The sequence below is a fragment of the Sulfurimonas sp. genome, assembly GCF_023228785.1.
GTDB lineage: Bacteria > Campylobacterota > Campylobacteria > Campylobacterales > Sulfurimonadaceae > Sulfurimonas.
In genome coordinates, this window is the sequence record NZ_JALOAN010000005.1 from 1 (window position 1) to 12,897 (window position 12,897).

The window sequence follows — 12,897 nt, forward strand, 5'->3', positions numbered from 1 at the left end:
CTAAAGTTTTTAGGAGTTTGTATAACAATATCATCTATCTTATCAACATCAAAACTCCACTCTCTTGCAGCTGCACTTTTTCCGTTGAAAGATACTCCTGCTGCATCTTGGACGCTAAATCCCGTTGCAAGACCTGTAATAACTATACTTAACTTCTCAGAATCATCATCATAAGAAGCAACCCCTGGCTCTTTGTATAGCTCAGCAAATGAGATGGTCGCACCACTTCTTGTGTTTGAGTTGTCTTCTATAACAACATCACTATAAATGTTTTTTGATATATCAGCATTGACAACTTCATCTGCATCTAACTTTTTAAAATCATCATGAACTGGGATATCTGCTACACCATCAACTGTAACGGTAATAGTTTTAGGATCAGTTGTGCTTGAATAACTTTTTCCATCTCTAGTAAATGCAGTTACTTCAAAGCTATAATCTTCGTTGCTATTGTGTGGCGGTATAAACTTTAGTGGGGCAGTGTTTTTAAAATCTTCTATATTTATCTTCCACGTGTCATCAGCATTGTTAAGTAAAACAGTTACATTTGGATTAGTTCCACTTACCACTCCATCTTTATCTATTGTGATAGTTCCATTAGTATCACTATAGTATATCGCTCCACCATCAGGTATCTTGTCTATCATCGCAGTTACAGTTTCTCTTCCACTTGTATCTGTTGTTGTAGCTGTTATGTTTAAATTTATTCCATTTTGAGGGTTTGTTATATCTCCAGAATTCGAGTCTTTACTCGTGTTTCCATTTGCCCTTCCTGCATCTTCAAATCCTGTAGCTTGAGCAGCATTTAACGCTTCAATACCATTTGCTACATTAGTTACATTGATAACCAAATAATCAGGAAGCGAGATACTTGTATCTTGCTGCGCAGGTGCACCACCTTCGCAATCGACGGTAATAACTTGCATCGCTATCTTTATCTCTCCCGCAAAAAAGTTTGTAGGTTTTACTTCTAGCGTTGAGATATATTCAAAAGGAATAGTTACTCCAACATTTACATCAGCAACCGTAAATTCATGATCAGTTGTTCCATCATGGTATTTAAATCTAAAACCTACTGGCACACCACTTAGTTTTACAGTTGTTATCTCAGATGCAAAAGGATTTGTTGTATTTCCTCTATCGTCTTCATTTGTAACACTCAATGCACTTAATGATATATAGCCATAACTTGAGCTCTCTGTGATGGTGCCATAATTTTTATCGCCTTGAGTTATTACATCATAGTGTGCATCGCCATTTGTATCAGTAGTTTTATTCTCAGCTACTGGAGTAACTGTAATTTTTACACTGTCATTTACTATGGTTGTGTTATCACTTCTTGTTACTTCATAAGAGAATTCTGCATCTTCTCCACAATAGTGTTTACTTGGAGTAAAAGTTACTGTTCCATCTCCATTGTTAGTGATTTTACCAACTACTTCGCCATCAGCTCTTGTTATATTTATAGATTCATTTTTAGCTAGAGTTTTTTCAGAAGTTGATGATGTATCTTTAATCTTGACATCACCAGAAGTATCATTTAAAACTAAAAGCTTATTTGTATCTTCTGTAGTGGTAGTGACAATACTTGTAGCAACATCTGCGTCAAACATTATTAAAGGTTGTTTAGCACTATTTGAGATATCTCCATCACTATCTACTATCTTGTAAGTAAAACTATCTTCAGTATGAGTTGCTATTGTAATTCCAGTAGGATCTAGCTCCCAAGTTCCATCTCTGTTTACTGTTAAATCTCCTAAGGTAGTTCCATTTATAGTATAAGTTGGATTTGCATCATCAAAAGTTCTAATAACTGAATTATATGTAAACTCTTTAAGCTCTTTACCTGTAGTTAGTCCATCTCTGCCTGGGATATCATTTGTAAGAACTTGTCCAGTTACGCTATTTCCACCCTCTTTTACAATAACTCTAGCATCATCAACTGCTACTGGGACATCATTTGTCTGAACTGGCTCTACTCTTTGAGTGTTTAACAATCCTGCATCTAAACTCTCTTCAAACTCTATGTCACCTCTAAATATAGGCTCTTTATTTCCATCATTCCACTCAGCTTTTCTAAGATCACTAACAATGTCTGTGCTGTCTCCATCTCTTAGTGAGACCATAGATTGCGAATCTTTACTTTTTGCAACCTTATCATTTTGAGATCTATCACTTTCTATAATAAGTGGTTCTTGAGTATAGGGTACTTCATCATATGTACTCTCATCAGCTGGATCTAGATCATTTAAAGCGAGTGCTTCATTTAGTGTGTCGGGCTCAAAAGCTACTTCCTCGTTGTCTAAGCCAACATTTAAAAGTGTTTCATCAAGTAGTTGTTCACCGCTAGAGTTTAAGACTATAGTCTCTCCTGCAGTTCTTGGCACTATAGATATAGTTGCGTTAGTCTGGTTTTTAGCATCTGGGACTACACTTTCTCCAGCATAGATCTCATCGCCAACTTCTAACTCTCTTAAGTTTCCTTGTGCATCTTTTGCAAAAAACTTACCGTTTGCTTCGCCTATAGTTCCAATTATTTGAGCCATGTTATTTCCTAACTTTTTTAGATTTTGGTATTTTATATCTATCTGTTTTTTAAAACTATCACACTTTAGAGTGGTGCAGTTTCTTTTTGGTTTTTAAACAAAAGAGACAAAGAGAGTCTGTTTTTTATGCTTAGTTTTTCGTAAATGTTTTTTATGTGAGACTTAACTGTGTTAATGGAGATCCCAAGATGTTCACAAATGTCGTTGTTACTTGAACCATCTTTTATAAGTAGCGCAATATCTAACTCTCTTGATGTTAGTAGCTGAGTAAGATGATCTGGCATAGCTTTTTCTTTGGAAAAACCTCTTATAAGTGAGGTAGTAAACTCAGGGTAGATCCAGACCATTTCTTTAGTTATAGTCTCTAGTGCGGAGTCCAGAAAAACTCTACTCATTAGTGTGTTTCCATAACCGTAAACACCTAGATCTAGAACATACTTTCCTTTGTCAAAGTTAGGTGTTTTCTCTAGTAGTAAAATTTTTATGTTTTGTTTTTTAGCTGTGTTTATAAGTTTTAAGAGATCTCTGTAGCAAGAGGCGTAGTCTAAAACAACAAGAGTATTTTTGTATAAATGAAGTTTGTCGATCTCTTCTATAATTTCGCTTTTAAATAGAGTGATCTTCTTTTGCCACTCATTTAAAAGTGTTATATCTTCGCTATACAACATTACTTTCATTTACTTGTCTCTCCAAGGTATTCATTATTAAAATAATTTATATACATTGTAGATTTTACTAGTATCTCAAAAGTATCAATTTTAAAATAAACACTTAGTTTCAATACATCTTTAACTCCCTTTAGATAAAATTCACACAAATAATACTCATAGGATCTCACTTGTTAGATGTTAAAACACTCTTTATTGCAAGTACAGTTATATTGCTACTGGTGTCGATCATCACGCTATTTAAGTACAAACAAAATCCAAAAAATAGTGCAATAAAATACCTTACACTCTTTATACTCCTGCATTTCATCGGTTTTGTTGGTTTTATCTTAAGAAATCAAATCCCAGACTTTTTATCCATAGTCATAGCAAACACTCTCTTTGGAGCGGGAACGCTTAGTTTATATCTAGCTACAAAAGCTATCACAAACAAAGAACCTATCTGGCACAACAGATATCTCATCCCTATTATTACTTTTTTTATAGGTTTTATCATCTTCACTTATATCGAGTACAATACAAGCGCTAGAATTTTCATATACTATCTTTTTTGCTTTATCTACACTTCAGCTATTGCTTGGTTGTTTTGGTTTAATGATTCGATGAAGTTTAAAATTTTTGATAGAGTCTCTTCAGTCTTTTTCACTATTTTATCAATAATTTTTTTAGGGGTTATCTTTCAAACAAGTTTTATAAAGCTTCAAGCTTACTACTTTAGCAATTCAAATACGTTTATGATTTTATCTATTTTCATTATGATTGCTCTTAATTTGTGGACTATTTTGACTATAAAGCATAGAGTTAAAAACTAGCTTTATAGCCTTCATTAAAGATGTTGATGATCAAATCCTCTGGAAGTTTTTTTCTTAATCTCTTTACCATATTTTTTAAGCCATTTAAGCTTACATCATCTTCATAATCCCACACATATTCAAAAATCTCATCATAGGTAAAGACCCTATTTTTATGAGAAAAAAGAAGCTCTAAAAGGCTTCGCTCTTTACTTGTAAGCTTTATGAGAGAGCTATGATGCCTAAGTTCTTTTAGTTCATTGTTCCATGAATAATTATCAGAAAGATCTATCTTCTTGATAGTTAAAATACTGTATTTAGACAACTCATTTATGGTTAAGTTTAGTGCATCTTTTAGCTCTTTCCTACTTATAGGCTTTACAAGATATTTTGTAAGTTTTAAAGATGCTGCATCTAGCAAAAAAGCTTTTTTTGTATGTGCTGTGAGCATTATGGCTTTAGTTTTGTAGTCATTTTCTCTTATCTTTTTAAGTAACTCCAAACCACTTATCTTAGGTATATTTATGTCTATAATCATAATGTCTGGTTTTTTTTCTTTATAAAGCGTGTATGCCTTTTCTCCATCATCAGCCTCATAAACTTCACAAAAAAGTGTTTTAAGATAACTTACATAGTTTACTCGTGTAGCTTCTTCATCTTCAACAAATAAAATTTTATACGGATATAAACTATGCATAACTACTCTTTTACACTTGGAATTTGGATTGTAAAGCAAGCCCCGTTTAAGTTGTTTTCAACTAAGAGCTGACCAAAAAATCCATTTTCTATAATCATTTTCGCCATATATAAGCCCAAACCTGTTCCTTGTGACTTGTGTTTTGTTGTAAAGTAAGGTTCAAATATTTTTTCAATTATCTCTTCTTCAATGCCTCGTGCATTATCGCCTATGACTATAAAAATCTCATCATCTTTTTCATAAGCTTTTATAACTATCTCTGGAAATTTTATCTTCATTGAGATTAAAGCATCTATAGAATTGTTTAAAATAGTTAAAATAACTTGTTGCAGCTCTTCTAAGTAACTATGACTTTCTAAACCTTCTTCTAGATCTATCTTTATTTTTATATGGTTTATCTTTATCAAACCTTTGACAATGTCATAAGATTTCTCAATCGCTTCTTTTATCTCAAAGGTACTTTTATTTTTATTTGGATGAAAGAAGTTTTTAAAGTCATCAATGGTTTTTGACATATAAGCAGTCAGTGACTCTATCTCAAGAAGTTTATCTTCTAAACTTGCATCTTTTTGTTTATGCTCGCCAAGTGCTAGATCTATCAAAAGCACATAAGAGTTTATCTGCGCTAGTGGTTGCCTCCACTGATGAGCTATGTTTTCAATCATCTCTCCCATTTGAGCTAATTTACTTTGATGCATAAGCATTACTTGATGTTTTGTACTTTTTTCTATCTCATCTTTTATTCTTACTTCTAGTGAGTTGTTTAACTCTTGTAATTCATGCTTTGCATCTCTTAATCTCTGCTCATTTTTACGCTGATTTGTTATATCATAGCCGATATTAATAATCTCATCATTTGGAAGTTTTACATTTGCCCACATTATACTAAGTAGATCTCCACTTTTTGTTTGAGGATGCCACTCTTTAAAAATTCCATACTCTTGACTCAAAAAAGAGGATCGAACTTCTTGATATGCGTTAGAGTCTTTGTAGAAAAGTTTTAGAGGATCACTAGAATCTTCAATCTCTTCAAAACTCCAACCAAAAACTTTTTGGCACTCTTTATTCCAAAGCATTATTTTGCTATCTTTATCAAAAGCATTTAAAAGTACAGGAGCAATATCAAAAAGAGTTCTAAATTTCTCCTCACTCTCTTTTAGCTGTTGTCGAGCTAAATCTTTGCTCTTTATCTCTTCTTTTAGTTTAAGATTCCAGTATATAAATACACTAGCTAGAACTAAAATAAAAAATATCAACTGTATAAGTCTTTCATTGTCTGTTCTTATTTCATACTTAATATTGTTCCATTTACTCAAGATCTCTTCTGTAGTTTTATCATCTATTGACTGAAGTGCTAACTCTAGGATCTCATGGAGTATTGGCTCATCATTTCTAGAAGCTATGCTCAGATTAAACTTGTCTGCAAACTGCCCAGTGATGTTGATATTGTCACTCATTTTATTTTTTTGTATCTCATGGTTAATAACTATAGGATTGTCTAAAAATCCAAAAATCTTCTCTTGATCTACATATGCAAAACCCTCTTGTAAAGACTCAACCTCGATTAGATTTATATCTGGGTATTTTGTTTTTAGTATTTCATATGTTGAGTAGTTTTTTACAACCCCCAATGATTTTTCTTTGATCTTCTCAAGATTACTTGAAAAAGCAACACCTGTTTTTGTGGCTATAACCAAAGGAGTGGTGACATACGGTGTACTGAAGTTAAGATATTTTTCTCTTAGAGGTGTTGCTTGAGTGAGTGTCAAGATGTCGCACTCTCTATTTTTTGCTTTTGCTAAAGACTCTGACCACTCTTGTGTTTGAACTAACTCAATTGGAGTCTCAATCATTTGAGAGATCAGCCTTATAAAGTCAGCAGAGATTCCTATGTGCTTTTCATCTTCAATCTTCTCAAGTGGCATCCAGTTTGGATCTACACACATCTTTATGACTTTTTTCTCTTTAAGATAGTTTTTTTGATCTTGTGTTAATTCAATGATTTTTGGATCAGTTTTTTCTATAAAAGTGTTGATCTGTTTTGCTAAGGCACTACTTATAGAAAGTAAAAAGAACACTAATATAAGTTTGAAGATGCTTTTTTGCATAGTTTAAAATACCAATTTCAAAGAGTTATTTCCTTAGCTTATCAAGTTGTTAATCTCTCAAGCTGATGCTATTTCTTGAGCATTTAGATCTGTATTAATCATAGGAGTATATTATATTTTGACTTTTACTAATCTTTTAAAAATTAACGCTTTAAAAATGCAAACTTTGCTATAATGTCACTCATGGGGCTGACCTGGTTTCGACGGGATCAAGTAGCTTTTAACTGCATGTCGGACTGAGCACTTCCGTTATACGGCTCAAACTTGCTTAAACGCAAACAATACAAATTACCGCCCAGCTTTAGCAGTAGCTTAAGTTTTACCCCCTCGCAAGAGGACGGGCTGCTTCACCTATGGACTCTAGATAAATAGGACTCGAAGTATAACCCTTATGTAGATATATTTTGCGTCTGCCTCGCGCGTAAAATGAACCCTAGAGGCTCGTCTTGTGTAGCTTTGCAAGCTGTGCGAAGCAAGATTAAACCCAATCAACTTTACTAAACATGTAGACGTTAGGAGTAGCGTGGTTTCGGACTGGAGTTCGATTCTCCACAGCTCCACCAAGTAACAAATTAAATCTTCTTTAAAACCTCAAAACTATTAGTCTTTCAATTTTAATTTTAATATCAAACTTGTCTTGTCTTAACTAGACCTCAAAATATAATAGCTTTTGGTACAATACACAACAAAAAAATAACCGAGGATAAATAATGAGTAAAATTTTTATAAGTATTAGTTTAATCTTTAGTATAAACTTATTTGCTAATGAAGACCATGACCATCACGGCCACTCTCATCATGGGCATTCACATCAAGGTACAGCAGAAGATACACAAAAAAAGATACAAGCTTACATTAAAGGATGTGATGCGGGAAATATAAAAAGTTGCAACAATCTAGCAGTTTTATATGATCTCGGTGAAGTTGTAAAACAAGATAAAAACAAAGCAATCAAACTTTATACTAAGGCTTGTAATGGTGGAAATAAATATAGTTGTAGTACTTTAGGAGAACTATATTTTAGAGGTGATGGAGTAAAACAAGACAAAAGTAAAGGCATTGATTTTTACACTAAAGCTTGTGATAAAGAAGACTACAGCAGCTGTAATACTCTAGCGATTATATATATAAAAGGCGATGGAGTAAAACAAGATGTAAGCAGAGCAAAAAGCCTATTTTTTAAAGCTTGTAATGGCGGAAATGAAGGTGCTTGTAAAAACTATGAAAGAGTGAAAGAAAGCGTAAACTAACATAAACTTTGAGACAAAAGTTTATGTTAAACGCCTTAATGAAAAGAGCTATTTTTTAGAGTTTAGTCTTGAAAAATACTCTTGTGTGTACTTACATACTGGACAAGCTTTTGGAGCTTTTTTCCCGTAGTGAACATGTCCACAAACTTCACAGATCCAAGCTTCTTCTGCATCTTCACTTACAAACTCAGCACCAGCTTCAAGTCTCTCAAGTAGCATCTTATACATATTTTCATGCTCTACTTCTACTTGACCAATTCCATTAAATAGTCTTAGTGCTTCTTTATGTCCCTCTTCTTTTGCAATAGCTGCAAAATCAGGATACATTGTTGTGTTTTCATAGTTTTCGCCATCTATTGCGCATTGAAGATTTACTTTTGTATCACCAAAGTCATTTTCAGTACCACTAAGCATTCTGTTATGAAGTGATAACTCCATTTTCGCGTGGTGTTTTTCGTTGTCTGCAGCTCTTTGGAAATGTTCTGCTATATCTCTAAAGCCTTCATTTTGAGCAACTTCTGCAAAGTACTCATACTTGTTTCTAGCTTGAGATTCACCTGCAAATGCTTTTAGCAAGTTTACTAAAGTTAAGTCTTTAGTTATCATCTCCATCGCCTCGCCACAGCAGTGAAGTTCCCCACCACCAACGTTTTGAACTTCTACTACATTACCACATTTATTACACTTGTATGTTTCGTATTGTCTCATTATATTCTCCAAAAATTAGTGCTGTTATTATACAATTATTAAACTTAATTTATAATCTTTATCCTTTAAACAACTTTAGTGTATAATGTCGTTATGAATAATTTTACAGATGAACTAAGAAGACACAACTTAAAAGCAACTCCTCAAAGATTGGCAATAAGTAGTGCGCTTCATAATTATGGACATATAAACATAGACAAACTCTACGAGATGATGCTAAGTAAGTTTTCTTCCATCTCCTTAGCTACCATATACAAAAATATAAATTTAATGCTTGAAAACTCTTATATACAAGAGGTTAAAATACCTCAAAACAAGACAGTTTATGAGTTAACTAAAAGCTCCCATTCTCACTTGGTTTGTGTAGATTGTAAGTCGGTTGAGGATGTAAGTGTAGATGTAGATGAAATTGTCAACAAACTTAATTTAGACGACACTTTTTTGATATCAAAAGCAGATCTAGTTATCTCTGGTGTTTGCAAAAACTGTAATTGAACCTTCTGATTAATCTATAAACTAGATTCCGTGTCAAGCACGGAATGACGGACGCGCGTCATCCTGAACAAACAAAACGTCATCCTGAACAAACAAAACGTCATCCTGAACAAACAAAACGTCATCCTGAACTTGATTCAGGATCCAACTTGATAATTGTTCAGAACATTCAATTAGGAATTTTTCAATTTTTTATATATTTTAACAACTCCTCAGAACTCTTATAATATAATCGCGTAAATCAATTTTCCAAAGAAGGAATAGTATGCGTGGTTATAAAATTTTTGCTGGTTCTGCGAGCATAGAATTTGCAAAAGAAATTTGTCAGGTTTTAAATGTTCCACTAGCAAAAGCTGAAACAAAAAGATTTAGTGATGGTGAGATCTCAGTTCAAATAGCTGAGAGTGTTCGTGGTCGTGATGTATTTATTGTGCAAAGTACAGGTGCTCCATCAAATGATAACTTGATGGAACTTCTTATTATGACGGACGCACTTAGAAGATCTAGTGCATCAAGCATCACAGCAGTTGTTCCTTACTATGGTTATGCAAGACAAGACAGAAAAGCTGCACCTCGTGTGCCAATCACTGCAAGACTTGTTGCAGATCTATACGAGGAAGTTGGGATAGATAGAGTTATAACTATCGACCTTCACGCTGGTCAGATACAAGGTTTCTTTAACATCCCAGTTGATAACCTCTATGGATCTATCACATTTGAGACCTACATTAAAAGTAAAAATCTTAAAAATCCAATCATTGCATCTCCAGATATAGGTGGCGTTGCTCGTGCTAGATACTTTGCAAAAAGAATGGATCTAGAGATGGTTATAGTAGATAAGCGTCGTGAAACTGCAAACGAGAGCGAAGTTATGAATATCATAGGCGATGTAGAAGGCTACGACGTTATTATGATTGATGATATGGTTGACACTGCTGGAACTATGGTAAAAGCTGCAACTGCACTTAAAAACAAGGGTGCAACTTCTGTTATGGCTTGTGCTACTCATGCAGTTTTAAGTGGTAATGCTTATGAGAACTTAAACAATGGCGAACTAGATGAGCTAATAGTTACAAATACCTTAGTCTCAAAACCTCACAAAAAGATAAAAGTGCTTACAGTTGCACCTCTTTTTGCTGAAGTAATCCGCCGTGTTTATCATAATGAGAGTGTAAACTCACTATTTGCATAAAAGTAAAAATTCTCACAAGGGATAACAACATTGAAAAACATTAGAAATTTCTCTATCATCGCTCATATAGACCACGGTAAAAGCACTTTAGCAGATCGCATTATTCAAGAGTGTGGAAGTGTTAGCCAAAGAGAGTTAAAGACTCAGATGATGGACACTATGGACATAGAGCAAGAGCGTGGAATCACCATCAAAGCTCAAAGTGTTAGACTCGACTATGTAAAAGATGGCGAGCACTATATCCTAAACCTCATAGATACTCCTGGCCATGTTGATTTTTCTTATGAAGTTAGTAAGTCTTTAGCATCTAGTGATGGTGCTCTGCTTATCGTTGATGCCGCACAAGGCGTTGAAGCTCAAACTATTGCAAATGTCTACTTAGCACTTGATAACAACCTAGAACTTATCCCAGTTATAAACAAGATAGACTTACCAGCAGCTGATCCCATAAAAGTAGCAGAAGAGATAGAGACAAGTATCGGCATTGATGCAACTGATGCTTGTTTAGTTTCAGCTAAGACTGGAGTTGGGATCCGTGAGCTCATTGACGCTATAGTTGAGCGTATCCCAGCACCAAAGGGAGATCCAGACGCTACTACAAAAGCCATCATTTATGACTCTTGGTTTGACCAATATCTAGGTGCTTTAGCACTTGTTCGTGTTTTTGATGGAGAGATAAAAAAAGGTCAAATCATTAAGCTTATGAGTAATGGCGAAGAACACCAAGTTTTAGACTTAATGTATCCACATCCACTAAAAAAAGCAAAAACATTAGCTATAAAAAGTGGAGAGATTGGCATTGTTGTTCTTGGTCTAAAAGAAGTTAGTGTTGTCAATGTTGGCGACACTATAACTGATGCAAAAAACCCTACAAGTGAGCCCGTTGTAACTTATGAACCTGCAAAACCTTTTGTTTTTGCAGGACTTTACCCTATAGATACAGACAAGTTCGAAGATATGCGTGATGCCTTGCAAAAACTAAAACTAAACGATAGCTCACTCTCTTATGAACCTGAAACTTCCATAGCACTAGGCTTTGGTTTTAGAGTTGGATTTTTAGGAATGCTTCATATGGAAGTTGTAAAAGAGAGACTTGAACGAGAGTTTGACCTAGATCTCATTGCAACTGCTCCATCTGTTATCTATCATGTTTATCTTAACAATGGCAATCTAGTAGAGGTGCAAAACCCATCAGAACTCCCAGAAGTAAACCACATAGATCGCATAGAAGAGCCTTATGTAAAAGCTACAGTTATCACTCCATCTGAATATCTTGGCAATATCATGACTCTTCTTATCTCAAAAAGAGGGATGCAAGAGAAGATGACTTATCTAAATGAAGATAGAGTTATGCTTGAGTACTCGCTTCCAATGAATGAGATCATAGTTGATTTTTATGACAAACTAAAGTCGATATCAAAAGGTTATGCTTCTTTTGATTACGAGCCTACTGAGTTTAAAGAGGGAGATCTTGTAAAGTTAGATGTAAAAGTTGCTGGCGAAGTGGTAGATGCTCTTAGTATTATAGTTCCAAAAACATCTGCTTTATCTCGCGGTAGAATTCTTGTTAAAAACATGAAAGAGCTTATCCCTCGCCAACTCTTTGAAGTTGCAGTTCAAGCCTCTCTTGGCAATCAAGTTATAGCTCGTGAGACTGTAAAATCTATGGGTAAAAATGTGACCGCTAAGTGTTATGGTGGAGATATTACAAGAAAAAGAAAGCTACTAGAGAAACAAAAAGCTGGTAAAAAAAGAATGAAGTCTATCGGAAAAGTACAGCTTCCTCAAGAAGCATTTATGTCCGTTTTAAAGATGGATTAAAATCCATGAGGTGCTTGTTGTGTGAGAGCGTGTCTTTCTCACACATCTGCGACTCCTGCCAAATAATATTTCTAACGCCTAGCATCTATAGACGAAAAATCCTTAACAATATCGAAGTTATCTCTTTTTACAAATACAAAGATATCAAAAATCTTCTTCACACAAAACATACAGATCTAGGTTACTATATTTACTCTATTATGGCGAGAAACTCTTTTAAAAAGTTTGCAACATCATTTCTTTATGAAAGTAAAATAAGTGCAATAGCCATTGATGATAAAACAAACAGCGGTTACTCTCATACAGCCATACTAAACAAACAACTTAGTTCTAAAAGCATTCTGCCTGAGTTTGCAAAACTAAGAGCTAAAAACGATATCTCTTACTCAGGAAAAGGCAAAGAGTTTAGAATGATGAATCCAAGAGACTTTAGCTTTAAAAAACCAAAATACAAAGAGATCATACTTGTAGATGACATCATCACAACAGGCTCTACTCTATCTCAAGCCATTACAAGCATAAGTAGAGAGAATTACACTCCTCTTTTTTGCCTAACTCTCGCAGATGCAAGTGTTAAGTAACTCAGCACAATATAAAGACTATTAAGCTAAGATTTAACAA

11 protein-coding genes and 1 other RNA gene are annotated in these 12,897 nt (G+C 34.2%); 7 read left to right on the plus strand and 5 right to left on the minus strand.

All coding sequences use genetic code 11. The annotated features are described in order from the left end of the window. Both M0Q24_RS01985 and M0Q24_RS01990 read right to left on the minus strand, forming a co-directional pair. The coding region (locus tag M0Q24_RS01985; protein WP_295046495.1) for an Ig-like domain-containing protein at positions 1-2,546 on the minus strand (2,546 nt) is incomplete at its 3' end. A 65-nt stretch (positions 2,547-2,611) separates the two neighbouring features. After that, entirely contained in the window at positions 2,612-3,223 is a 612-nt protein-coding gene (locus M0Q24_RS01990; protein ID WP_295046498.1) for a LuxR C-terminal-related transcriptional regulator, read from the minus strand. A gap of 161 nt (positions 3,224-3,384) precedes the next feature. Between M0Q24_RS01990 and M0Q24_RS01995 the strand changes: the two genes are divergently transcribed. Continuing rightward, positions 3,385-4,026 carry a hypothetical protein gene (locus tag M0Q24_RS01995; RefSeq protein WP_295046501.1) on the plus strand — a complete coding sequence of 214 codons (642 nt, stop codon included), beginning with the start codon at positions 3,385-3,387 and terminating at the stop codon, positions 4,024-4,026. Here the strand turns inward: M0Q24_RS01995 and M0Q24_RS02000 are convergent. Next, positions 4,016-4,702 carry a response regulator transcription factor gene (locus M0Q24_RS02000; RefSeq protein WP_295046504.1) on the minus strand — a complete coding sequence of 229 codons (687 nt, stop codon included), beginning with the start codon at positions 4,700-4,702 and terminating at the stop codon, positions 4,016-4,018. The genes M0Q24_RS01995 and M0Q24_RS02000 overlap by 11 nt on opposite strands. Positions 4,703-4,704: 2 nt before the next feature. Continuing rightward, on the minus strand, positions 4,705-6,810 hold the full coding sequence (locus M0Q24_RS02005; RefSeq protein ID WP_295046507.1) for a transporter substrate-binding domain-containing protein: 2,106 nt from the start codon (positions 6,808-6,810) through the stop codon (positions 4,705-4,707). 185 nt (positions 6,811-6,995) lie between these two features. Between M0Q24_RS02005 and ssrA the strand changes: the two genes are divergently transcribed. Together ssrA and M0Q24_RS02015 are read left to right on the plus strand one after the other, a co-directional pair. Then, positions 6,996-7,373: a transfer-messenger RNA gene (gene ssrA, locus M0Q24_RS02010) on the plus strand. A gap of 147 nt (positions 7,374-7,520) precedes the next feature. After that, positions 7,521-8,060: a tetratricopeptide repeat protein gene (locus M0Q24_RS02015; protein ID WP_295046510.1), complete on the plus strand. Its 540-nt coding sequence runs from the start codon at positions 7,521-7,523 to the stop codon at positions 8,058-8,060. A gap of 48 nt (positions 8,061-8,108) precedes the next feature. Here the strand turns inward: M0Q24_RS02015 and M0Q24_RS02020 are convergent, their stop codons facing one another. After that, positions 8,109-8,768: a ferritin family protein gene (locus tag M0Q24_RS02020; protein WP_295046513.1), complete on the minus strand. Its 660-nt coding sequence runs from the start codon at positions 8,766-8,768 to the stop codon at positions 8,109-8,111. Between the two features lie 93 nt (positions 8,769-8,861). Here M0Q24_RS02020 and M0Q24_RS02025 point away from each other — a divergent pair, with 93 nt between their 5' ends. The 4 genes from M0Q24_RS02025 (at position 8,862) to M0Q24_RS02040 (ending at position 12,857) form a co-directional block, all read left to right on the plus strand. After that, complete coding sequence (locus tag M0Q24_RS02025) at positions 8,862-9,263, plus strand: Fur family transcriptional regulator (RefSeq protein WP_295046516.1); 402 nt, start codon at positions 8,862-8,864, stop codon at positions 9,261-9,263. Positions 9,264-9,528: 265 nt separating this feature from the next. Continuing rightward, a complete protein-coding gene (locus tag M0Q24_RS02030; protein ID WP_295046519.1) occupies positions 9,529-10,455 on the plus strand; it encodes a ribose-phosphate pyrophosphokinase in 927 nt (308 codons plus the stop codon). A gap of 30 nt (positions 10,456-10,485) precedes the next feature. Continuing rightward, complete coding sequence (lepA, locus tag M0Q24_RS02035; RefSeq protein ID WP_295046522.1) at positions 10,486-12,276, plus strand: translation elongation factor 4; 1,791 nt, start codon at positions 10,486-10,488, stop codon at positions 12,274-12,276. A gap of 17 nt (positions 12,277-12,293) precedes the next feature. Then, a complete protein-coding gene (locus M0Q24_RS02040; RefSeq protein WP_295046524.1) occupies positions 12,294-12,857 on the plus strand; it encodes a ComF family protein in 564 nt (187 codons plus the stop codon). Positions 12,858-12,897 lie beyond the last annotated feature (40 nt).

Excerpts from the sequence above, each read along its gene's own strand:
- M0Q24_RS01990 (WP_295046498.1), bottom strand. The coding sequence starts at position 3,223 with ATGAAAGTAATGTTGTATAGCGAAGATATAACACTTTTAAATGAGTGG.
- M0Q24_RS02000 (WP_295046504.1), bottom strand. The coding sequence starts at position 4,702 with ATGCATAGTTTATATCCGTATAAAATTTTATTTGTTGAAGATGAAGAA.
- M0Q24_RS02005 (WP_295046507.1), bottom strand. The coding sequence starts at position 6,810 with ATGCAAAAAAGCATCTTCAAACTTATATTAGTGTTCTTTTTACTTTCT.
- M0Q24_RS02015 (WP_295046510.1), top strand. The coding sequence starts at position 7,521 with ATGAGTAAAATTTTTATAAGTATTAGTTTAATCTTTAGTATAAACTTA.
- M0Q24_RS02020 (WP_295046513.1), bottom strand. The coding sequence starts at position 8,768 with ATGAGACAATACGAAACATACAAGTGTAATAAATGTGGTAATGTAGTA.
- M0Q24_RS02025 (WP_295046516.1), top strand. The coding sequence starts at position 8,862 with ATGAATAATTTTACAGATGAACTAAGAAGACACAACTTAAAAGCAACT.
- M0Q24_RS02030 (WP_295046519.1), top strand. The coding sequence starts at position 9,529 with ATGCGTGGTTATAAAATTTTTGCTGGTTCTGCGAGCATAGAATTTGCA.